The organism is Hyphomonas atlantica corrig., assembly GCF_000682715.1.
Taxonomy (GTDB): Bacteria; Pseudomonadota; Alphaproteobacteria; order Caulobacterales; family Hyphomonadaceae; genus Hyphomonas; species Hyphomonas atlantica.
This window is the reverse complement of the sequence record NZ_AWFH01000005.1, coordinates 1-22,383: the sequence shown is the minus strand read 5'-3', so window position 1 is coordinate 22,383 and position 22,383 is coordinate 1. Positions and strand designations below refer to the sequence as shown.

Annotated in this window: 24 protein-coding genes; 16 read left to right on the top strand and 8 right to left on the bottom strand. The window is 60.3% G+C overall.

All coding sequences use genetic code 11. From position 1 onward, the window contains the following. Nucleotides 1-27: 27 nt before the first annotated feature. From HY36_RS05050 to HY36_RS05035, 4 genes are read left to right on the top strand one after another with little or no spacing between them, the layout of a single operon-like run. Nucleotides 28-765, top strand: coding sequence for a lysophospholipid acyltransferase family protein (locus tag HY36_RS05050; protein WP_051602521.1), 738 nt, complete (start codon nt 28-30; stop codon nt 763-765). Next, nucleotides 762-2,024, top strand: coding sequence for a 3-deoxy-D-manno-octulosonic acid transferase (locus HY36_RS05045; RefSeq protein ID WP_035549450.1), 1,263 nt, complete (start codon nt 762-764; stop codon nt 2,022-2,024). The genes HY36_RS05050 and HY36_RS05045 overlap by 4 nt, the downstream gene beginning before the upstream one ends. After that, nucleotides 2,021-3,016, top strand: a complete 996-nt coding sequence (lpxK, locus tag HY36_RS05040) for a tetraacyldisaccharide 4'-kinase (protein ID WP_035549448.1) — start codon at nt 2,021-2,023, stop codon at nt 3,014-3,016. The genes HY36_RS05045 and lpxK overlap by 4 nt, the downstream gene beginning before the upstream one ends. Beyond that, nucleotides 3,013-3,972: a lysophospholipid acyltransferase family protein gene (locus tag HY36_RS05035; RefSeq protein WP_051602520.1), complete on the top strand. Its 960-nt coding sequence runs from the start codon at nt 3,013-3,015 to the stop codon at nt 3,970-3,972. The genes lpxK and HY36_RS05035 overlap by 4 nt, the downstream gene beginning before the upstream one ends. A gap of 6 nt (nt 3,973-3,978) precedes the next feature. Here the strand turns inward: HY36_RS05035 and HY36_RS05030 are convergent, their stop codons facing one another. Beyond that, on the bottom strand, nt 3,979-5,241 hold the full coding sequence (locus tag HY36_RS05030; RefSeq protein ID WP_035549445.1) for a SulP family inorganic anion transporter: 1,263 nt from the start codon (nt 5,239-5,241) through the stop codon (nt 3,979-3,981). Between the two features lie 267 nt (nt 5,242-5,508). Here HY36_RS05030 and HY36_RS05025 point away from each other — a divergent pair, with 267 nt between their 5' ends. The 6 genes from HY36_RS05025 (at nt 5,509) to HY36_RS05000 (ending at nt 11,402) form a co-directional block, all read left to right on the top strand. Then, on the top strand, nt 5,509-6,738 hold the full coding sequence (locus tag HY36_RS05025; protein WP_035549442.1) for a sensor domain-containing phosphodiesterase: 1,230 nt from the start codon (nt 5,509-5,511) through the stop codon (nt 6,736-6,738). Between the two features lie 69 nt (nt 6,739-6,807). Then, nucleotides 6,808-7,227 (top strand): DUF4345 family protein, encoded by a 420-nt coding sequence (locus HY36_RS05020; protein WP_035549440.1) that lies wholly within the window; start codon nt 6,808-6,810, stop codon nt 7,225-7,227. A 21-nt stretch (nt 7,228-7,248) separates the two neighbouring features. Continuing rightward, nucleotides 7,249-8,199 carry a pseudouridine synthase gene (locus HY36_RS05015; RefSeq protein ID WP_035549438.1) on the top strand — a complete coding sequence of 317 codons (951 nt, stop codon included), beginning with the start codon at nt 7,249-7,251 and terminating at the stop codon, nt 8,197-8,199. Nucleotides 8,200-8,248: 49 nt separating this feature from the next. Next, nucleotides 8,249-9,580 (top strand): cytochrome P450, encoded by a 1,332-nt coding sequence (locus tag HY36_RS05010; protein ID WP_035549578.1) that lies wholly within the window; start codon nt 8,249-8,251, stop codon nt 9,578-9,580. After that, complete coding sequence (locus HY36_RS05005) at nt 9,577-10,335, top strand: enoyl-CoA hydratase/isomerase family protein (protein WP_035549436.1); 759 nt, start codon at nt 9,577-9,579, stop codon at nt 10,333-10,335. The genes HY36_RS05010 and HY36_RS05005 overlap by 4 nt, the downstream gene beginning before the upstream one ends. Continuing rightward, on the top strand, nt 10,332-11,402 hold the full coding sequence (locus tag HY36_RS05000) for a DUF2855 family protein (protein WP_035549433.1): 1,071 nt from the start codon (nt 10,332-10,334) through the stop codon (nt 11,400-11,402). Before HY36_RS05005 ends, HY36_RS05000 begins: the two co-directional genes overlap by 4 nt. A 64-nt stretch (nt 11,403-11,466) precedes the next feature. Here HY36_RS05000 and HY36_RS17665 read toward each other — a convergent pair whose 3' ends face one another. The 7 genes from HY36_RS17665 to HY36_RS04965 all read right to left on the bottom strand — a co-directional run bounded on the left by HY36_RS17665 (nt 11,467) and on the right by HY36_RS04965 (nt 18,896). Beyond that, nucleotides 11,467-12,348, bottom strand: coding sequence for an OmpA family protein (locus HY36_RS17665; RefSeq protein WP_051602519.1), 882 nt, complete (start codon nt 12,346-12,348; stop codon nt 11,467-11,469). 116 nt (nt 12,349-12,464) lie between these two features. Next, nucleotides 12,465-13,757 carry a metal-dependent hydrolase family protein gene (locus HY36_RS04990; protein ID WP_276325150.1) on the bottom strand — a complete coding sequence of 431 codons (1,293 nt, stop codon included), beginning with the start codon at nt 13,755-13,757 and terminating at the stop codon, nt 12,465-12,467. A 14-nt stretch (nt 13,758-13,771) separates the two neighbouring features. Continuing rightward, on the bottom strand, nt 13,772-14,809 hold the full coding sequence (locus tag HY36_RS04985) for an alcohol dehydrogenase catalytic domain-containing protein (RefSeq protein ID WP_035549430.1): 1,038 nt from the start codon (nt 14,807-14,809) through the stop codon (nt 13,772-13,774). An 11-nt stretch (nt 14,810-14,820) separates the two neighbouring features. Beyond that, on the bottom strand, nt 14,821-15,732 hold the full coding sequence (locus HY36_RS04980; protein ID WP_051602518.1) for a hypothetical protein: 912 nt from the start codon (nt 15,730-15,732) through the stop codon (nt 14,821-14,823). 23 nt (nt 15,733-15,755) lie between these two features. After that, entirely contained in the window at nt 15,756-16,565 is an 810-nt protein-coding gene (locus tag HY36_RS04975; protein WP_035549425.1) for an acyl-CoA thioesterase, read from the bottom strand. Beyond that, nucleotides 16,558-17,811 carry an MFS transporter gene (locus HY36_RS04970; protein ID WP_241764148.1) on the bottom strand — a complete coding sequence of 418 codons (1,254 nt, stop codon included), beginning with the start codon at nt 17,809-17,811 and terminating at the stop codon, nt 16,558-16,560. Before HY36_RS04970 ends, HY36_RS04975 begins: the two co-directional genes overlap by 8 nt. Next, nucleotides 17,808-18,896 (bottom strand): phosphotransferase family protein, encoded by a 1,089-nt coding sequence (locus HY36_RS04965; protein WP_035549422.1) that lies wholly within the window; start codon nt 18,894-18,896, stop codon nt 17,808-17,810. Before HY36_RS04965 ends, HY36_RS04970 begins: the two co-directional genes overlap by 4 nt. A gap of 111 nt (nt 18,897-19,007) precedes the next feature. Between HY36_RS04965 and HY36_RS18505 the strand changes: the two genes are divergently transcribed. The 6 genes from HY36_RS18505 (at nt 19,008) to HY36_RS04935 (ending at nt 22,344) form a co-directional block, all read left to right on the top strand. Next, a complete protein-coding gene (locus HY36_RS18505; RefSeq protein WP_162175949.1) occupies nt 19,008-19,268 on the top strand; it encodes a hypothetical protein in 261 nt (86 codons plus the stop codon). Further along, complete coding sequence (locus tag HY36_RS04955) at nt 19,201-19,782, top strand: murein L,D-transpeptidase catalytic domain family protein (protein WP_051602517.1); 582 nt, start codon at nt 19,201-19,203, stop codon at nt 19,780-19,782. Before HY36_RS18505 ends, HY36_RS04955 begins: the two co-directional genes overlap by 68 nt. A gap of 124 nt (nt 19,783-19,906) precedes the next feature. Continuing rightward, nucleotides 19,907-20,572: a hypothetical protein gene (locus HY36_RS04950; protein ID WP_155841716.1), complete on the top strand. Its 666-nt coding sequence runs from the start codon at nt 19,907-19,909 to the stop codon at nt 20,570-20,572. Beyond that, nucleotides 20,569-21,060 carry a hypothetical protein gene (locus HY36_RS04945; protein WP_035549414.1) on the top strand — a complete coding sequence of 164 codons (492 nt, stop codon included), beginning with the start codon at nt 20,569-20,571 and terminating at the stop codon, nt 21,058-21,060. Before HY36_RS04950 ends, HY36_RS04945 begins: the two co-directional genes overlap by 4 nt. Then, nucleotides 21,057-21,545 (top strand): hypothetical protein, encoded by a 489-nt coding sequence (locus HY36_RS04940; RefSeq protein ID WP_035549412.1) that lies wholly within the window; start codon nt 21,057-21,059, stop codon nt 21,543-21,545. The genes HY36_RS04945 and HY36_RS04940 overlap by 4 nt, the downstream gene beginning before the upstream one ends. Before the next feature lie 7 nt (nt 21,546-21,552). Next, nucleotides 21,553-22,344: a hypothetical protein gene (locus HY36_RS04935; protein ID WP_035549409.1), complete on the top strand. Its 792-nt coding sequence runs from the start codon at nt 21,553-21,555 to the stop codon at nt 22,342-22,344. Nucleotides 22,345-22,383 lie beyond the last annotated feature (39 nt).

The window sequence follows — 22,383 nt, the reverse complement described above, 5'->3', positions numbered from 1 at the left end:
CGACGAAGCACAGTATAAGTCGGTGCGATGAAATCCCTGTTCCGCTCCAAGTTCATGACCAGCCTGCTCGGCGCACTAATCTGGGCGTGGATGATGCTGATCGCGCGTACCGTCAGATGGACGGTTGAAGGCGAACCCGTCGCGCAAAAGGTGTGGGCCAGGCAAAACGGGATAGTGGTTGCCGCATGGCATTCCCGCATCATGGTGCTCCCAAGCGGCTGGATACGTCGCATGAAGCATTGGCCCGGACAAATCGATGGTGCAGCAATGCTCGTTTCGCTGTCGCCGGATGGCGAAGCCGTGACCCGCGCCATCAGCCATCTGGGCATCCACCCGATCCGCGGATCGGCTGGAAACAAGAAGAAAGCCCGAAAAGACAAGGGCGGTGTGCGCGCCATTGCAGAGGCTGTGAAGTTGCTAAAATCTGGCAAGGCGGTCTGTATCACGCCAGATGGCCCGCGCGGCCCGGCAGAAAAGGTCAGCCCCGGCGCCATCATGATTGCACAGCGAGCCGGCGTCCCGATTCTCCCCTATGCGCTCTCCATTCGCCCCGCCAAACGCCTCTCCACCTGGGACCGGCTGATCCTTCCCCTCCCCTTCGCCCGAGGCGCCATTGTTTTCGGCGCACCAGTGGACACTGACCGCGCACGCGCGCCAGACGAGATTCAGGCTGAATTGCAAAAACGTCTTGATGAGGCGACCCGCAGGGCCGACATGCTGGCTGGTTACAAAAACTCAGATGAAGCGGGTTCCCAGACGCCATGACAGCCGGCATTCAATTATATCGAACGGCTACCCGCGCGGCGTCTCCATTTTTAGGGGGCGTGCTGAAGCGGCGCGCCCGTGCAGGCAAAGAAGACTATAGTCGCATCAATGAGCGTCTGGCCCGCAATCTGCCGAGACGCATGCCCGGCGGTTCGCTGGTCTGGCTGCACGGGGCCAGCGTCGGCGAAAGCCAGCTTCTGCTCGAACTCGGTCAACGCCTGCTGGAATTGCGCCCGGATCTGATGCTCCTCTTCACCAGCCAGACGCAGACATCTGCCCGCCTGCTTGGCCCCGTCTTGCCAGAGCGTGCCATTCACCTGATGGCGCCACTGGACACGCCCGGCATCGCCCGGCGGTTCATCCGCCATTGGCAGCCGGACCTCTGCATCTTTGGCGAAGGCGAGATCTGGCCGAACCTGATCCTTGAAGCCGAGCGTGCTGGCGCAAAGCGTGCGCTTGTGAATGGCCGCATGACAGATTCCTCGGCAGATGGCTGGAACAAGCTGAGCGGCGCGTTCAAACGTCTCGTCGGACGCTTCGATGTGGTGCTCGCGGCCGATACTGATACGGCGCGGCGCCTAGAAACCCTTCTTGGCGAACCCGTACAATCTACCGGCAACATGAAATCGGCTCTGCCACCGCCTTCAGCCAGCGAAATCGAGATCCGCCGCTTGCGCGAAAACTTCCTGGCTGACCGTCGCTGCATACTTGCGGCCTCTACGCATGATGGAGAGGAAGCGATCTTCCTTGATGCGCTGAAAGGTGACGACACATCCGCCCTCATCATCGCCCCGCGCCATCCGGACCGGGGCAACGCGGTTGAATTGCTTCTCAAAGAGCGGGGCCTGACGTTTGCGCGCCGCTCCCGTGGCGAGGTCCCGACACCGCGCACCCGCATCCTGTTGGCTGACACAATGGGTGAGATGGGGCTTTGGTACCGGCTTGCCAATTCTGTTTTTCTCGGGGGTGGACATACGCCGGGGGTTGGCGGGCACAATCCACTGGAGCCTGTCCGCCTCGGCCTACCCGTAGTCACCGGACCCGACGTGTTCAACTTCGCCACCATGATGGACGACCTTGAGGCCAGAAAACTCATCCGCAAACTGAAGACGCCCAAGGCTATCGGCAAGGCCTTGCAGTCCATGGCCCCTCCCTCGCAAGAAGCCCTTCAGGAATTGAACGATGCAGCTGACGCGCCAATGGCGCTAACGCTGGCAGCTCTTGTCCCCCTCCTGCCAGAGCCGGGACTGTTGCAATGAAGGCTCCGCACTTCTGGTCTGCGGGGCTTGACCCGAAATCCCGCGAAGCGGCCCCTGTCACACGCGCCTTGCTGACGCCCCTCGCCGCACTTTACACTTATGGAATCCGGCGCAAGCTTGCCCGCGCTATTCCGGCCAAGGCGTCCATCCCCGTCATATGCGTTGGAAACCTCACAACCGGCGGCGTCGGAAAGACCCCGATCGTCCAGGCCATTCGCAAGCATATCGAGTCAAAGGGCATTCACGCTTCCAGCCTGTCGCGCGGCTATGGCGGGTCAGAAATCAGCCCACAGAAAATATACCCAACCTGGCACACCGCAGACATGTGTGGTGACGAACCGCTTCTGCTATCGCAGACGGGCGAAAGCTGGATTGGAAAGGACCGCTTTGCCGGCGTGCAGATGATGGCCTTTTATGGCACCAAAGTCGCCATAATGGATGATGGGCACCAGAACCCCAGCCTCGCCAAGGATCTGTCCATCATCGTCATCGATGCGGCCGCCCCATTCGGAAATGGTCATGTCCTGCCGAAAGGGCCATTGCGCGAACCTGTGGAAGATGGCCTGGCGCGTGCAGATGCCGTTATTCTTATGGGCGAAGGCGACGTCCCACAGCAAGTGATCGATAGTGGCCTCCCTGTCCTGCGCGCCCGCATCGTCCCATCAGGACCGGCACCGGCTGGCCCACTCGTTGCCTTCGCTGGCATCGGCCGTCCACAGAAATTCTTTGACAGCCTGAAAGCCGAAGGCGGCGACATTCGGGAAGCTATCGGCTATCCGGATCACCACGATTATTCAAAGAAGGAACTCGCCTTCCTTCACAAACTGGCCAAAACACATGGCGCACAGCTGATTACGACCAGCAAGGACCATGTGCGTATCTATCCGAATGAGCGCGGCGGCATTCTGCAATTCCCGGTTCATGCAGAATTCGAAGACCTCAGTCAGCTGGACGCCTTGCTCGCCCCCATCCTGAACGTGGAAGAGTCATGACCCAGGACGCTCCCAAATACATCCGTCCAAAGGACATCGACAATCGCGCAACCTTTTGGCAGCGGGTGCAGTGGCGCCTCGAAACTATTGCGTGGGACTTCATCTATTGGGGGCCGATGAAGCTGCTCGGACCTGAGCGCGCATCGAACTTCGGCGGTTGGTTGATGAAGAAAATCGGACCACGCCTGTCTCAGCACAAAACGGTAAAGCGCAATTTGCAACTCGCCTTCCCGGACTGGACCGGCGAGAAGGTTGACGAAATTGCCCTCGCCGCTTGGGAAAGCGCTGGCCGCGTTGCAGGTGAGTTACCACACTTGCCTTCGATAGATCCGTACACGTCTGGGCGTGTCGAGATCGAAGGTCTGGAAATCCTTGACCAGATCAAGGCGAGCGACAAGGGCGCAGTCTTTATCTCCGGCCACTTCGCCAATTGGGAAATCATGCCCGCCACGATTACTCAGCGCCTGCCTGAAGCGGTGATGACGTACCGGGCCTTGAACAACCCGCACATCGACAAGCGCATCTCCGATCTGCGCGCGGCCTATGGCACGCAGGTAAATGCCCCCAAAGGGGTTGGCACGCGTGAATTGATGCGGGCCCTGTCCAAAGGCAATCCGATCGCCTTGATGAACGACCAGAAGTTCAATGAAGGCATCGCCATCCCCTTCTTCGGGCACGACGCAATGACCGCGCCGGGGCCAACGCGCCTTGCGATGAAATATGGCGCCCCCATCGTGCCGGTTTCCACGGTGCGCACAGGGCCCGCACGTTTCCGCATCACCTTCCATGAACCGTTCACCCCGGAGAACACGGGCGATGAGGCCGAAGACATTCGCCGGAGCGTGCAGCGCATTACAGATTTCATTGAAGCCCAGGTTCGCGCCAATCCGGGCCAGTGGTTCTGGCAACATCGCCGCTGGCCGAAAGAAGCCTGGAAGGCCGCGGGCATCATCTGATTCAGTTTAGCGCTCTGGTTCAGTCCACTCTGCCGGAGGCACTTGGCGACGACGTAATCTGAGGGCAAGCCCCAGAGACACGCCAACCCCAATGGCGATGGTCAGGTCCGCCACGACCGTCAGTATCAGCGTGATCAGCAACAAGATCAGGTCTGACTTTTGGCCAGACAGATACTGGGGCCATTTATTCGGCTCGCTCATATTCCAGGCCGTCAGCATTAGGAGCCCGGCCAGTGCAGGCATGGCGAGATATCCCGCGAGAGGTGCTGCAAACAGGACCGCCAGAAGTATGGCAAGCGCGTGGACCAAACCTGCCACGGGGGTCTTGCCACCCGCACGTACATTTGTCGCCGTTCGCGCAATCGCTCCGGTTGCAGGTAGCCCGCCAAATATGGCGGAGCCAATATTGGCCGCCCCCTGCGCCATCACTTCCGCATTTCGCCGATACTGCCCGCCCGTCATCCTGTCCGCAACCATGGCAGACAACAAGGATTCGACGCCCGCAAGAAACGCGATCACGAAAGCTGAAGGCAACAGTTCGATGACCCGGTTGAGTGTCAAATCCGGCAGTCGGGGCTGAGGTAGTTGGCTGGGCATCGTACCGAAACGACTGCCAATCGTGTCTACCGGGAGATCAAACAGAAACACCGCGGCTGATGTGAATCCAACCGCCACGATCAGTCCCGGAAATTTTGGCGCAATCCGGCGCAGCAATACAATCAGGACCATGGTCACCGCGCCAATGCCCAGCGACGTCCAGTCCACGGTCGCCCTGGCCGCCCACAGGGCATCGACCTTACCTATGAATTCAGCTGGCAAATGCTCGGGTTGAAGCCCGAATAAATCCTTGATCTGGCTCGCTGCGATGATGATGGCGATGCCGACGGTAAAGCCGTTCACAACGGATTCCGGAACGAAACTGATCAGATTGCCGGCGCGGAGCAAGCCAGCCAGCACCAGGATGATCCCGGCCATGAAAGTGGCGAGTACCAATCCATCATAACCATGTGCGGCGATCACTCCGAACACGACCACAATAAAAGCACCTGTTGGACCGCCGATCTGGACGCGACTGCCCCCGAGCGCGGAAATCAGAAACCCTGCCACGATGGCGGTGACAAGGCCTGCTGCGGGGTCAGCGCCAGACGCAATTGCAATCGCGAGACTGAGGGGTATCGCCACAAGCGCGACTGTGATGCCTGCGAACAGGTCGGACACGAACAGCGAAGAAGAGTACGTGGTGAGAGTGGTCAGTATCTTGGGCTTCATCTGCGTCCCAAACGTTCATGCGTTCAATTAGCAATTGAGAAATGTTCCTACACCCGCAGCAGGCCGAACGAACATTCGTAAAATTGTCGCTGGCGCGAACTCGTCAGACAGTTCTCACGCGTTAACGCAATTCCTTTCAAAATTGCGAACAAAGCCTGTTCGGCTTCATCGAACTTGGGAACGGACCTGCAGGATCATCGGCGTATCATCAGAATTTGGGGCCGGAAAATCCCTCCGGCGGGTGCAATCGTATGCAGGACGATAACAATGAGCGGACTATCACTGCCCTCAATGGCACTGGGCGAACCGACTGACACTTCCCGTGAGGCAATCAATGCTGCCTTGAGCGCGATCCGCCAGCATCTCGGAATGCCGATCGCGTATGTGTCCGAGTTCGTTGGCGACGAATCCGTGTTCCGCTATGTCGATGCGCCGGGTCTGGAACACCTGATCAAACCGGGTGACAGCCGCGACCTCTCAGAAGTCTACTGCCTTCACATCCTGGAGGGACGCTTGCCGGAGCTGATCCCGGACACCGCCGCCAATCCGCTCGCTCAGGCCATGCCCATTACGCGCCAGATTCCGATCGGCGCGCATATGAGTATTCCGATCCACCTTGAAGACGGCACACCCTTCGGGATGTTCTGCTGTCTCGGGCCCAACGCGAATCCCAGCCTGAATGAACGCGACCTGGAGACCATGCGCCTGTTCTCCAACCTGGCAGCGCAGCAGATCGACAAGGAATACGCCCACAAGCGCCACTTGCAGGAAATGCGAGAGCGCATCATGGACACGCTCGAAACCAACGCATTCGCCATTGCCTATCAGCCCATTGTGGATCTCGGTCAGATGCACCCCAGCGGATATGAAGCGCTTTGCCGCTTCTCTGCGGAACCCTATCGCACGCCGGATGTCTGGTTTGACGAAGCCGCCAAGGTTGGACTCTCGGTCGAACTGGAACTCGCCTCGATCCGGCAAGCTGTCGAGAAGATCGGCGAGATCGCACCGGACCAGTACATTTCCGTCAACGTGTCCCCATCGACCGTGATCAGCGGCCAGTTTGCCGAAACTTTCCTCAAGCTCCCGCTCGACCGCATCGTGCTGGAGATCACGGAACACGCCGTGATCGAGGATTATGACCGCTTCACGCGCGTTCTGCGTCCGCTGCGCCACGCTGGGCTGCGTCTCGCCGTCGACGATGCTGGCGCGGGCCACTCATCGCTTCGGCACATCGTTCAACTCAATCCGGACTATGTGAAAGTGGATATGAGCCTGACGCGCAATGTGGATCAGGATCTTGCCCGCCGCGCACTTATCGGCGCCCTGCTATTCTACACACGCGAAACTTCCGCACACATCATCGCCGAGGGAATTGAGACCGAAGCGGAGCTGAACACGTTGAAGCTGCTCGGCGTTCGCCGGGGCCAAGGTTACCTGCTGGGACGCCCGTCTCAACAGATCGCCCATTCGCTTAACGAGTTCAGTCAGGCTTCCTGACCATCATTCGGCCTGTTTTTTCGTGCAAATCATCCTAGGTTGTAAGATCACACTTGGAGAATTTGCGACATGAGTATCGGTGAAATCATATCCCTGATAACCCTGCTGATTGGCGCCGTTCTGGGCCTGTCTGCAATGTTTTCACCCGCATGGGCCAGCCGGGTTGTCCGCCTAGTCGAAGACCCGGACCCGCTGCGGCCCGGCGGCTATTCCGAGTTCCGCGCCACCTATGGCGGCCTTTTCCTGTTCTCCCACCTGATGACCGCAATTCTTCTGGTGAATCTGGGTGGATCTGAACCGGAAATTCTCACCAGCATTGTCGTCCTTCCCCTTGCCGCAGGCTGGGTCGGTGCAGGCGTCGGTCGACTGATGTCCCGCATACTTGACCGGATCAAGAACCGGGAGCCCGGCATGATCCCGGTCTGGATCGTGTTCGAGATCATATTCGGTCTTGCGATCGCTGCACCTTTCATTCAAAGCCTGCTTTAGAAGTCACAGAAAGAAAATCCCATGACGGAGCGTCGAGAGACGGGCCGCTCGCGCCGGAAGCCTTCCGGATCGCGCAAGCCACGCCCAGCCGCCAAATCCCGCAAGCCAGACCTCGAAAAGGACTGGAGCGAAGGCGAACGGATCGCCAAATACCTTGCCCGCGCAGGTGTTGCTTCGCGCCGTGAAGTCGAGCGCATGATTGAAGAGGGCAAGGTGACCGTCGACGGCGTCAAGCTGACATCCCCCGCCTTCAAGGTGACCGGTCGCGAGCTGATCCGCGTTGGCCGCAAAACCATTCACGCACCCGACGCAACCCGTCTCTGGCGCTATCACAAGCCATCCGGCCTCATCACGACGACGCAGGATCCTGAAGGTCGCCGTACCGTCTTTGACGAACTGCCGAAATCCCTGCCTCGTGTTGTCACCATTGGCCGGCTCGACCTGACGACCGAGGGCCTGCTGCTGCTGACCAATGATGGGGCGCTGGCCCGGGCACTGGAACTGCCCAAGAACGAGCTGGAGCGCACCTATCGCGTGCGCGCCCACGGCACGGTGACACAGGAGAAGATCGACGAACTCGCCAAAGGCATCACGGTCGACGGCGTGAACTACAAGCCGATCAAGGCCGTGCTGGACCGCGAAACTGGCGCAAACAACTGGCTGACCGTGACACTCGCGGAGGGCAAGAAACGGGAAGTTCGGCGCGCGCTGGAATCGCTGGATCTGAAGGTCAACCGACTGATCCGCGTTCAATATGGCCCGTTCATTCTGGATGATTTGCGCCCCGGCGCGGTTGAAGAAGTGCCGCGGGAACTGATGCAACAGGCCATTGGGCATTTGATGAACACCGAACACGCCATCAAGACGCCGGAACCATCTCGGTCGCCCCAAAAACCTGCCCCTAAGTCACGCCTTGGCAGCAGGTCGCCATCAGGTAAGCTGCCCTCCAGGAAACGCAGTAAGCCCCGCTGAGACGGCCAGAAAAGGGCCGCCGGTGGACAAACGCCAGACGGAGGCCCTCATGACCCTACAGAACGTAACCGACACGTATCAGGTGGATACGCCGCCGCGCCCGCCGAGCTTTCCGCCGGCGTATGATCTCGCGCCGCCGGTAGACCTTACCGACCCATCCGTTTTCTCATCTCGCGGTGACTACACCCATGATGCATTCGCCGAGATGCGCGAGAAGGCCCCGGTCATGTGGCACCCTGAGCAGGTCGGCGCGGGTTTCTGGGCCGTCACATCATATGACCTGGTCAAGCAGGTTGAGTTGGACCCGATTACATATTCGTCTCAGCGCGGCGGCATCCTGATGACCTATGGCCAGGAAGATACTCCGCGCCATCCGCTGCTTCACTCATCCAGCCTGAACAGCCTGATCAATCTGGACCGGCCTTATCACACAACGCTCCGTATGGAGCATATGCAGTTCTTCCGTCCGGGCTTCGTGGCCGAACTGAAGAAACGCGTGGATGTCCAGGTCAACGAATTGCTGGACAAGATGGAACAGCAAGGCCCCATCGTGGACATGGTGGAGACGTTCTCCGCCGAACTGCCCCTGTTCACGCTGTGTGAGATCCTGGGCGTCCCGGCGGAAGACCGCCCGAAGCTGGTCCACTGGATGCACTTCCTCGAAAATTCTCAATATCAGGCCCAGCAGGAAGGCCTCGGCAATGTCACGCCGGAACAAATGATGGAATTCATGGGCGAAATTCAGGCCATGTTCGACTATGGCCGCTACATGCTGGCAAAGCGCCGCGAAAATCCGCAGAATGATCTGCTCTCGGCCATCGCCAATGTCGAGATTGACGGCAAGCCACTCAGCCCGGAATTCCTCGACGGGTCGTGGCTCCTGATCGTGTTCGCCGGCAACGACACGACACGAAACTCCCTCTCCGGCACCATGCGCTTGCTGACACAATTTCCGGACCAGAAAGCCAAACTGATGGCGAATGAGGAATTGTTCCCCAATTTCGTCCATGAATCGATCCGCATGGTCAGTCCGGTCACCTATATGCGCCGGACGACCACGACCGAGACGGAGCTTGGCGGTCAAAAGATGGCAGAAGGCGACAAGGTCGTAATGTACTACGCCGCCGCAAACCGGGATCCCGCCAAATTCCCGAACCCGAACCAGTACGACATTACGCGGGACAATGCGAAGGAGCATCTCGCATTCGGTCACGGCCCGCATGTCTGCCTCGGCCAGCGCGTGGCGAACATGCAATTGGACTCTGCCTATCGCAACATCCTGCGCCGCTTCCCGGATATCAAATGGACGGGCGAACAGAGCTTGGCACCGAGCAACTTTGTTCATGCAATCTCCAGCCTCATGGTGGACCTCGGCACATGAGCGAAGCCCTCGTTCTTCGTCAGGACAATGACGGCCTCGCCACGCTGACCCTCAACCGGCCGGACAAGCTGAATTCCCTCACCGTGGGCATGTTTCAGGAATTGCGCCGGCATGTTCTGGATTTGCAGAAGGATGACTCAATCGGCTGCGTTGTCCTGCGCGGGGCGGGAAAGTGCTTTTCGGCCGGGCATGATCTTGGGGACATTGCCGAAGGTGAGAAGGTTCCCTCTCCCGGCTGGCATTCGGAAACGCTGCGCTTGATGGAGCGGTTGCCCAAGCCGGTCATCGCGGCCGTTCACGGGCATTGCTACACTGGCGCTCTGGAAGTGGCCCTGGCGGCGGACTTCATCATCGCCTCGGACACTGCCCGCTTCGGCGACACGCACGCCAAATGGGCGCTCACCCCGATCTGGGGAATGAGCCAGCGCCTGCCTCGCCGCGTGGGCGTCGCTACGGCAAAACGACTGATGTTCACCGCCGACATGATCGACGCGCAGGAAGCGTTCCGCATTGGCCTCGCCGAGCAGGTCGTCGCGGCGGATCGGTTTGACGAGGCCTGCGACGCGCTGGCCCGGCGAATTCTGGAGAACTCGCCCTTCTCCCATGCGGCGAACAAGCGACTTCTCGAAGCGACTGACGCGCGAGACATGGACAGCGGCCTGCAATGGGAGGTACTCAATTGTGAAGGGACCGGCCCAGACATGCAGGACCGGATCGCCGCCTTTACGCGCAAGACGAAGAAAGCGAAAACATGAGTGATTTCCTGATCCGCCGGGACGATTTGCGCGAGACGCGCTGGGTGCCGGCCGACCTGCCCGCACTGCCAGATGGGGCCGCGCGCCTGAAAGTCGACAAATTCGCCCTGACGGCCAACAATGTCACCTATGCCACGTTTGGCGAGCAGATGAAGTATTGGGACTTTTTCCCCGCCGCAGACCCCGCCGATGGCCGCGTCCCGGTCTGGGGCTTTGCCACCGTGGTCGAGTCCAAGGTCGAGCACCTGAAGGAGGGCGAGCGCTTCTACGGCTATCTGCCCATTTCCGAACATTTCGACGTTCAGCCCGTGAATGTCGGCAAGCATGGCTTCCTGGATGGCGCCGCCCATCGCCAGGGCCTCGCGCCAATCTACAACACCTACATCAACACCGCCGGTGACCCGTCCTATGACGCCGCGCTGGAAGACCAGCAGATGCTGTTCCGGCCCCTTTTCACCACCGGCTGGATGATCGATGATTGCCTGATGGAAACCGGCGACCCGGTGCCGGAAACAGTGGTCATCTCGTCCGCATCCTCAAAAACCGCGATGGCACTTGCCCATTGCCTGAAAGTTCGTGGCGGCGTGGATACGATCGCACTGACATCGCCGGGCAATGTCGCCTTCCTGAAAAAGACCGGCCTGTATGCCCGCGTTCAAACCTATGACGACGCTGACGATCTGCACACACGCGGCCTGACCGCCTTTGTGGATTTCCTGGGGCGACCAACGCTGACAGCAGACATTCACAACGCTCTGAAGGACCGTCTGGTGCGCAGCCTCATCATCGGCGCAACGGACTGGGAAGGAGACCGCTCCCCCATCGCCCTGCCGGATCCGCAACCGGAATTCTTCTTCGTTCCCACCTATGCAGCAGAACGTGCGGCCACGCTCGGCGGGGCCGAAATCAATCGCCGCCTGGGCGCTGCCCTGAAAAGCTTCTATGCCGCGTCAAAATCTTTCGTGACACCGAAACACGCCAAGGGCGCCAAGGCGATCGCGAAGGCGTGGGACCAGACCGTCGATGCCAAGGTCAGCCCGTCAGAAGGCCTGATCCTCTCAATCTGACCCCCGAATGACAAAAGCCCTCGCTGCGGCCAAACAGCGAGGGCAGGTCGCACACCTGAGCGCTCTAGCGGCGCTCCGATACCTTGAACTCCATGCGCCGGTTCTTCGCCCACGCTTCATAGGTCTCCGCCCGGTCGAGCGGACGGGTTTCTCCATAGCCTACCGCCGTGAGCGCACTTGCATCCACGCCCCGCTCCACCAGATAGTCGCGAACCGCTTCCGCCCGCTGCGTGGAGATGACCTCATTGTAGTCATTCGATCCGCGCGAATCCGTGTGCCCGCCGATTTCAATGGCATAATCATTACACAAGAGCGCCACGCCGCTCACCGCATCCAGCAAGTCTTCGCTGGTTGGCGAGATGATGGCAAGATTACTCTGGAACATGATCGTCCGGCCACGCATCGTATTGTTGAAGGCGGCCTGACAGCGCATGGCATCGACATCACCATTGGAAAGAGAAACCAGAGCGTCCCCGACACCACGCCCTCCCTCTTCAATTGATATTCCGTTCACGATAAGTGTTACGTCCGGTGCGGCTTCGGCATTCTCTTCGATTGCCGCCCGCCCCGACGCAAACCCTAGCGCCTTCGCCTCGGCGTCAGGGGCGAGCCCCGTCAACACTGCAATGGGACCACTGGCGTGCAGGCCCATCCAGGGATACCCCGCATCCGGAAATGTCCGCTCCAGCGCCGTTACCCAGTCCGCTCCGTCTGCGGTGCGGCGAATGACTGGCTCAGGCTCCGCAGCGGGGGCCGCCGGCGGGGTCGGTGACACGACGAAGGCTGACCCATCCCAGTAATATTGCCCCTCCGCCAACGGCACGCACTGATTGGACTCGCTCGCTGTCGACACAGGCTCTGCGTCCACCTCCTCGCCGCCACAGGCAACCAGCCCAAGGCAAGCCATCGCGGAGACACTCCCGGCGAACAATCGGTCGAACGTCATTCAGCACTTCCTCATCTGCACCGCATTTCTTGCGGCAACTTGATCCCAGCAGGCAAGTCTCAGGCCAATATCGCGCCTTGTCAAAATACTTCGCGGCAGAGGCGAAGCCCCTGCCTCTATTGCACCTGTTTGTAGACAGTTCCGTCCTTCATGACGAAATCAACATCATGCAGTTCGCCAATATCTTTCAACGGGTCCCCCATGACGGCAATGATGTCGGCATGCTTGCCCGCCGAGATCGTGCCGATCTGATCCGCCATTTCGACATGCTCTGACGCCACGACGGTCGCCGTGCGGATAGCTTCTTCCGGCGTGTAGCCCGCTTCGATCATCAGGTCGAATTCACCCGCATTGTCGCCATGCTTGGAGACGCCCGTGTCGGTTCCGAACGCGACCGTTACGCCGCCGGCCCGCGCGCGGCGCAAAGTCTCGACCATCATCGGCCCGATGATCGCAGCTTTCTCACGGCTCGGCGCAGGCAGCCACGGCTCGTTCACCCAACCCGTCACCGTCGCGCCTGCCAGCACAGTCGGCACCAGCACCGCGTCATGCTCCTTGAACAGGGCCACGGTTTCATCGTCGGTATAGGTGCCGTGTTCGATGGAATCGATGCCCGCATTCAGCGCGGCGATAATGCCGCCCTTGCCATGCGCATGTGCGGTCACCTTGCGACCCATCGAATGCGCCGTCTCGACAATCGCCACCAACTCATCGTCCGTGAACTGCTGTTCCAGACCCGCGCGTGTGTTGGACAGCACCCCGCCCGTCGCGGTGATCTTGATAACGTCGGCGCCTTCCTTGATCTGCCGGCGCACGGCGCGGCGGCAATCATCAGCGCCATTGCAGACGTTCTTGCCCGTGAACAAGGCCATGACCTCTGGCGAATAGCCGTTCACATCCCCATGCCCGCCGGTCACGCTGATTGCCTGCCCGGATGCGCGGATACGCGGCCCCGGCACATTCCCCTTCGCAATGGCATCCCGCAGTCCGAAAATCGCATTGTTCGACGCGCCGACATCCTGAACCGTCGTGAAGCCCGAGAGCAGCGTGACATAGGCGAAGCCTGCGCCATCAAAGGCGGCATCGACATCCGTATCCTCGAACGCCTTGATCCGCTCGTTCGGCCCATTCTCACCGGTGATGTGCACATGGCTGTCGATCAGGCCGGGCAGCACATAGGCATCTTTCAGGTCGATCAGCTCCGCGCCGCGCGGGGCACGCTGATAGCCCGCCTCCACGGAAACGATCTTGCCGTCTTCCACAGTGATGGTCTGGCGCGTCAAATATCCTTCGCCCGGTTCCGCCAGCACATGCCCGGCATGGATCACGGTCGTATCCGCCATCGCGGCCCCGGTCATCACCGTCGCGAGTGCTGCACCAGTTGCGAGTTTTCTCATTATCTTTGTCATGGGCTTTGCCTCCGTCAGGGTGTCAGGATCATTTTCATCGCGCCATTCTCGCGCGCATCAAACATGCGATATGCCTCGGCCCCGTCCGATAGCGGCATGTGATGGGTAATCGTGCGTTCCGGCGTCAGCTTGCCAGCCTGCACCAAAGGAATCAATTCCGGCCAATGTTCCGGCACCGAACATGTGCCCGTGCGGAAGGTCAGATTCTTGATGAAGGCCAGTGCCATTGGGAATTTGAAATCCATCGTCTGGTTCACGCCAATACAGGACACTGTGCCCGCAGCCTTCGCAAGTTTCAGAGACAAATGGATCGCCGGATCTGCGCCGACGCATTCCACCACGCTGTCGCACATGCGACCCCTGGTCTGTTCCTGCACGATCTGCGCGGCCTCGCCTGCGTCCAGCGCGGTTGCGCCCAGCGCCTCGGCCATGCCGCGTCGCTCCGGCACAAGGTCAACGGCATAGACTTTCGCCGCGCCCATAAGGAACGCACCTTCCACGGCCATCAGACCGATCGGTCCGCAGCCGACCACGGCCACCGTCGCGCCGGGTTGAATGTCTGCGCCTTTCAGGCCATGCCAGGCCGTTGGTAAATTGTCCGTCAACAGAACGGCCTGATCGTCGCTGATCCCGTCCGGGATGAGCGCCAGTCCGAAATCAGCCACCGGCACCATCGCATACTCGGCCTGAACACCTTGCAGCCCCGGCCCCAGACCATAGCAGCGGCCCGCATGGTTTGCGCATTCATTCATATTGCCGCTCATGCATGGCACACAGCTGCCACACCCGACCGCTGCCGAGATCATGACCCGGTCGCCCGCCTTGAAGCGCGACACGTTACTACCGGTCTCGACCACTTCGCCGACGGCTTCATGACCAACGCAATAGCCAGTCTCTTCACTGAACCCGTGGCCCTGATAGATATGCAGGTCAGACCCGCAGATACCACAGGCGGTCATTTTCACGATGGCGCTGCGCGTGTCTTCCGGTTTCAGCTCCGGCGCGTCACCATAGGCGATGTCCCGTGCCCCTTGGTACAACAAACCCTTCATGGTGTGTCTCCTCAGGCTGGCAGACGGTCAGCGGGATAATGCGGATAGCTCGCCTTCATCACACCGTGGTTCAACAGCATCTCGGCGACTTGCGTCTCACCCGCCGCATCGAAGAAGCGCGTGCGGATCCAGTAATTCTCCACCCGGCGGCTTTCCGACAGCGCCACCACTTCACGACGCAACACATAGGTTTCGCCCACCAGAAGCGGCCCCTCGATCATGCGGATTTCCAGATCCGCGAACAGGCCGATGGCAGGCTGCTTCACCGGGAACTTCGAATTCCGATTGGAGTAATTGCCCAGCACACTGACCATTTCCAAGGGCACAACAGGCTTACCCCATTTTGACGCCGACGCATCATGGTAGATGTCCATCGGCTCTGTAATTACCTTCAGCTTGTCGGCCAGCGAAAACGGGTACAGGTTCCCCATATGCTGTTCCGCCCCCATTGTGACCACTTCATCCGCTGCGCCGGTCATGCCGACATGCAGGTCTGACAGGATCACCAGGTCATCTGCCGGGCGCAGCTTCGCCATACGGCCTTCCAGCAGGGTCTCGCCATGATCCGGTCCGATGGACGCGCTGGCCTCCAAGACCGGCGTACCGTCTTCCTTGAAAGCCCGGCACATTGTCCGTGTCGCGCCGGCCTCCGGGCGGTCCACTTCGACACGCACCTTCTCGCCTTCGAACACCATGTTCAGGAAGTGGCTGGAGAAGCAGCCGCGCTCCAGCCACGCATCTCCCCAGATTTCGACCAGATACGGCACGAACTGAGAGAAATGCGTTGGCCCTTCAATCGGTCCGGCCTTGATGCCGAGACGCTCGGCTTCGCTGTCATCGTGCAGGCTTTTGTGTCCATCATAGGACTGGTCCTGCAGCATCTGTGCGGGCGCGCGCAGCGGCCCCTTGATCGTCTCTGTCATGTTTCCTCCGTCCTTATCGTCTCTTATCTTTCTTGTTCGGGCAAGTTCTGGGGCCGCGCCATGAATCCGGTCTGGCTGGCGGTGGTCAGAAGCATCCCGGATTCATCGAACTGGTGAAGCGTGCCGTGAGCTACGCCGGCCGCAAAGCCGGACATGCGCGTCACATTCAGCACCCAGTCGGATTTCGCAGTCGCATGCATGCGAACCGTATTGTCCAGGCTGCGCCCGCCGCGTGTCTTCGAATGTGCGCCCAGGAAAAAGTCAGACATCAGCGCCAGCAAGGGCGCATCGGGAATGCCGGTATCGCGTACCCGCACCCAGACATATTCCTCGCCGGCCTCGTCATTTTGATACGCCTCTCGCCGTTCGATATGTCCCGCCAAATTGTCCGGCCGGGCAAAGGGAATGTCCCGGCTCGGCACGCAATCCATGGGCGCCGGGACCTCCGGCATCTGAACAAATTGATGCTGCGGTCCATTGGTCACGCCGCCCAGCGCCGCCGCCATATGCACGACCATCCGCCCATTGTCCGTCAAATCCGCCACAGCCTGCGTGGCAGATCGGCCCTCAGCAAAGCGCGTGATATGAATGTCGAGATCCGCGCCCAATCCCGTCGCACCGGCGAACTGGACCGTTGCCCACAGCAAGGGAAGATCGGTCGCGACCTGCAACGCATGGATACACGCCGCCATCGATACACCGCCCATCAGGAATTGGCTCTCATAAGGGCCAACACAAGCCGCCTGCGGAACCGTATAGGTGAACCGGTCAGGGTCCACCGCCGATTGCGACGGCACCCAGAATGCGTCGCGTGCGTGTTCGCCGTCAGCCATCCAATTCCTTCCCGCTTGATGCGCCGCGCTTCGGGTCCAGCCGCGTGGCCACAACCGCCAATGCCAGCAGTGCCGCCGACATGACCAGCGCCATCGTCGCCGTGCCGGACCAGCCCCAGATTTCGTAGACGCTTGTCCCCAGCCAGCTGCCGAGCCCACCGCCGATGAACATCAGGATAATGTAAGCCGTCATCAGCCGCGTCCGCACATCAGGCGGCTGGCTCAGGAACGTCATCCGCCCCGTCACATCAATCAACGGGCCGACCACATTCATCAGCATCAGCGGCACAAGCAGCGTCCACACATTGTGGCCCAGCACGCCCAGCAGGCAGACGCCCGTAAACTGGACGAGAGCCACAACAGCCCGCAGCCGGCGCGGACCGATCCGGTCGGCCCATTGGCCAAGGATCGGCGTGGTGAACATGTTGATCAGGCCGAGCGCTGCCAGATACCCGACCACATCTGCGCCATACCCCATCTCCGGACTGGTCAGGTACAGGCCAAGTCCCAGCCATACGGCCAGGAAAATGCCGAACGCCAGCCCCTGCATCGTGCCGGACAATACCACTTCGGGGTGGCGTCGCACGACGGGAAACAGGGACAGGATCAAGGAAACATAGCCCTGCCGTTCACCTTCAGCACTTCGTTTCTGGCGCGCATCCATGATCCGGGGCAAAAGCAGCGTCACCGCAGCCATGAGCGCGGTGGCAACATAATACACGCTTCGCCAGCCATAATGCTCGCCCAGCAAGCCGCCGCCCACCCGCGCGACCAGGATGCCGCTGATCACGCCAGTCGTCAGCGTCGCGGTGGTCTGCCCCAGCCGAGCCAGCGACACACGCTTCGACGCATAGGCTGGCAAAAGGTAGGGGGTGATCGTCGAGAAGCCGAGAAAGGTCGAGCCCGCCACGAAGACGCGGAAATCCGTCGCGAACGCCATCGCCGCCATGCCCACGAACTGCCCCGCCGCGAATATGGTGGCGAGCGTCCGATTGCTGAACCGGTCGCCCAAGGGCAGCAACAGGAAGATGCCGAATGCCAGCGCGATCTGGTTGAGCGCGGGAACAAGTCCGATCTCGGATGCGGACACGCCGAAATCATCTGCCACAAGCGCAATGATCGGGTGGATATAGTAGGCGTTCGCCGTCACCACCGCGCAGGCAAGCGTCAGCAGCCACAAATCGCGGCGGCTCAGCTGTCGGTAGTCAGCCTCGCTGCCCGGCTGGCCGGGCGGCACAGAACTCACCCGGGCATCCCGGCACGACGCGCATATTCAGCCGCAAACTTTGCCAGCGGCACAACCCGCGCCGCATTCGACTCGGCATTCGCGCTGTTGGCGGTGCCATCGCGTACTCGGCCAATGATGCCCTGCAGAATGCCGGCAAGGCGGAAGCCATTGTACGCAAAGTAATAGTCGAGCTCCGGCAGGCCATCGCGGCCGGTATGCTTGCAGTAGAGATCGACATATTCGTCCATCGTCGGAATGCCCCAGGCCTTGAGGTCATCAATCGCCATGATGGATCCGCGCGAGGAATCGCCCGGCGGCATCACCCAGTTCATCAAATGATAGGAGAAGTCCGCCAGCGGGTCGCCCAGCGTGCAAAGCTCCCAGTCCAGCACGGCAATTACCCGCGGCTCGGTCGGGTGCAGCACCATATTGTCGAGCCGATAATCCCCGTGCACGATCGTGGTCTTGTCGCCCGGCGGGATGTTGTTCGGCAACCATTCGATCAGCTGTTCCATCTCGGGGATGTGCTGGGTCTCGGACGCCTTGTACTGCTTGGTCCAGCGATGGATCTGGCGGGCCACATAGTCGCCCTCCTTGCCGAAGCCTTCGAGGCCCGCAGCGCGCCAGTCGACATTGTGCAGGTCTGCAAAGGTCTTCACCTTCGCCTCATAAATCGCACGGCGTTCGGCCGGTTCGTAATCCGGCAAGGTGCCATCCCACAGGATGCGGCCTTCCACCATGTCCATGACATAGAACATCGTGCCGACCACACTCTCATCGGTGCACAGGCCATAGGGGCGCGCCACCGGATAACCGAGAGGATAGAGGGCGGAAATCACACGATATTCCCGGTCAACAGCATGGGCGCTCGGCAACAGTTTGCCCGGCGGTTTGCGGCGCATCACGTATTTCTTGTTCGGCGTAACAAGCTGGTAGGTCGGATTGGACTGGCCGCCCTTGAACTGGCGCACTTCGAGCGGGCCTTCATAGCCCTCGACATTCGCCTCCATCCACGCAGCGAGCTTAGCCTCATCGAATTTGTGAGTGTCCGCGACAGGCTTGGTGCCTGTGAACAATTCCTCAGCGGTTTCTCCCTCGGCCATTTTTCGCCCTCTTTTCTACAATTTTGCCTGCCACAACATACTCACGGCTTACGCGACGCCAAGGCCTTCCGCGACGTCCGCACCGGCCAATCCGATTGAAAGGCTCGCATCATGCGAAATATGGAGACCCTCGCCCGAACCCTCGCCTATCTTGTGATCGGCCTGCTGACCCTGATGGCCATCATCTTCGTCGTCCTTGCCCGTGAACTGATTCTGGCAGCCCGCCAGCTGAAACGATGGCTCTCCCCCGCGGACCTTTCGCCGCGCCGCCCCCGTGTCCACTCGCTCGAAAGCCCGCCTGCCGATGCGCCACTTTCTGATTCTGTTATCCCTCTTCTGCCTGCCGCACTTCTCCCAGGCCGAGGCGATTGACCCAGACCGCCTGATCCGCCCGGACCTTCTGGAACAGGCAATCGGCGCGCTCCACACCCATGCCGCACATGCGAATTCGGAGCGTCTGGTCGTCGTCGATTACAGCCTGCATTCCAGCAAGAAGCGCCTGTTCATCGTCAATCTCGACACCGGTCACGTGTCCGCTTTTCGCACGACGCATGGCCGGGGCTCGGACGCGGACCATGATGGCTATCTGGACACTTTCTCCGACACACCCGGCTCTGGCGCGAGTCCGCAGGGCGCTTTCCTGACAGCTGAGGAATATCATGGCCGACACGGCCGGTCGCTGCGCCTTGACGGGTTGGACGAGACAAACGCCAATGCGCGCCGCCGCGCCATCGTCATCCATGCCGCCGACTATGCAGAACCGGGCATGATCGACACGTATGGCAGGCTCGGCCGCTCTCTTGGTTGCATCGCCTTCTCGCGCGCCGACCTCGACACCTTCATGACCCTCGTCCCGCAAGGCACGCTGATCTACGTGGGGCGCTAAGCCTCCCGGAAAACGCTTGTCACCCCCCATTCCCGGCTTAAAGTGCATGATTGGGGGACGAAAACATGCTGGCAGACGACGCGTCTGATCATCTTGGGACAAATTGTGCGAGGCCGAACGCCTCGTGAAATTTCCGTTTGCCCTGCCCCGTCTACGACGTAAGCCAGCGCGTGTTGATCCACCATCCTCGCCGCCCATTGAAACGCCCCCGACCGTACCATCCGCCGCGCCCGGGCCCACCCCGCTGGAGCGGCTCAATCGCTGGCTGACCCTCGGCGCGAATATTGGCGTGCTGCTGGGCCTTGTCGTCCTGATTGTGGAAGTGCGCCAGAACGCGGCTCTGACACGCGCGGCGATGGACCAGCAGAAGAATGACTTGCTGGCTCAAATCGAGTTCAACATCGCCAAGCCGGAGATGTCGGCCATCTGGATCAAGGCGATCCGTACGCCGGAAGCCTTGAGCGACACCGAAAACCAGGCGGCTGGCAGCGTCCTCGTCGCGATCATGCTGCAATGGGACCAGATGTTCATGATGCGCGATGCCGGGCTGATCTCGGACGAGCGCGTACGCCAGCACATCGCGAACACGGCCCCCTTCTATTTCGGATCGCGGTTCGCCAAACACTGGTGGGCGCTGCAGGCCCCCGGCTGGGAAGGCACGGCCATGCAAAGGGACGCCGGCCCGATCATCGCCGCCCTCGATGAGGATTTCCTCGTAGGGTACATGGACTCACTGAAGTTACCGGCAGACGCGACGGCCAGCGAGACAGATGAGGACGCGCCGGAATGACGTTGGAGCAGCTCTATTTCATTGCCGGGATTGTCTCGTCGGTTGCGGTGATTGCGTCACTGATATTCGTCGGTTTCCAGTTGAGACACTCTGCCGACCAGCAGCGCATCGCGACCGCGGTTGGCTATTACGACATCTTCCGCGACCATATGAAGATCCTCAGCGAAGCCGGAATGGTCGATCTGTTCCTGCGGGGGCTGGACACGGATCCACAGGAGTTTGAAGCCGCGGACAGGACGCGCCTCAACGTATTCTACACAATGGTCACACGCGGCTATCAGGTGATGCATTATCAGGCCCGCAAGAAGGTCTTCGAGGAAGACTTCTGGCGACATTCGCAAAACCATTTTCGCGACCATCTGGCTTCCAAATATTATCAGGGCTTCTGGAAGGCGCGGCGCCACCACTTCCCGCCAAGCTTCCGCAAGCTTGTCGACGAACTGATCAAAGCCGGGCCGACCGCGCCGCTTCTGGAGATGGAGCCATGACCCTCGAACAAGCCGCCCTCATTGCACAGATTATCGGCGTCGTCGTTGTGGCAGCGACGCTCATCTATCTTGCCCTGCAGGTGCACCAGGGCGCGCAGCAGATGCGCTCCGAAAGCCGTCAGGCGCAGCTCACCTATGACCAGACCGGCGTCTACAAATTCGTCGACTTCCCGGAACTGGGCCGCATCTTCTCGCAGACCGAAACGCCGAGCTTCGAGGAGAAGACCAAGCTGTTTTTCTGGATGATCGGCCAGATGCGGGCCCGCGAGTATGAGTGGCTGCAATACCAGAACGGCGCGATCACAAAGGAGTCTTGGGAGACGTATCAGGGCGTGATCTATTTCGTCCTCGGCACGCCGCGCGGCCGTGCCCTGTGGCAGCTCTGCCGGGGCTATTTCAATGCGGGGTTCGCGGACATGGTCGACGGAATGGTGCGAGACGTGCCCCCGATTGATCTGTGGGACCAGCTGCAGGCTGTGGAGTAGACTGAGCATGATCCTCCAGCGTCTCGCCACCGCCATCCGCAAGCAGGACTGGTTCACCGTCGCGATAGAAACGCTGATCGTAGTGTTTGGCGTATTCATCGGTCTGCAGGTCAACAATTGGAATGAGGCGCGGGTGGAGCGTCAGCTTGCAAAAGACTATGTCAAACGTCTCGAAACAGACCTTCGCACAGACCTCGCCAATTCACGTCTGCTGACAGAATATCATGAGCAGGTATTGGCCGCTGTTGTGAGAACAGGTGAGCTGCTGTCCGCCGATGCCCCCGATGCAAAAGAACTGATCCAGATGGCTTATCGGGCGACGGAGATCAACCAGCTGCCCCCGGAACGCGCAACATGGGATCAGATGGTTTCCTCCGGACATCTGGGATTGTTGCCCGAAGGGGCTGTCGAAGGCGGACTTTCCACATATTATGCATTCGATGCGATGAAGGTGAGTTATGACGCACTCGAACAAACGCCGTATCGCAAGGCCTTGCGGTCGAAAATCCCGATACCGGTTCAGCAAGCCATTCGGGTGGGATGTAGCGACCTGCTGGATGAACAGAGTATTTTGCTGGGTTTCAAGGAGGAATGCGAGATTGAGGCGGACCCTGAAACCCTGCAGGCCGTCGCTGATGCCATCCGGGCCGACCCAGCTATTCGTGAGCATCTGAGGTTGCAATTTTCCGAAACAACGACTGCGGTCATCAATCTGCAGGGGAACTCCTCGCTTGTCAGCTCGGCCCTGGAATTACTTGGTGCTGCCCCGGAGGGTCGCAATGCTGAGGTCACCCCATGATCCTCCAACGCCTCGCCACCTCCATCCGCAAGCAGGACT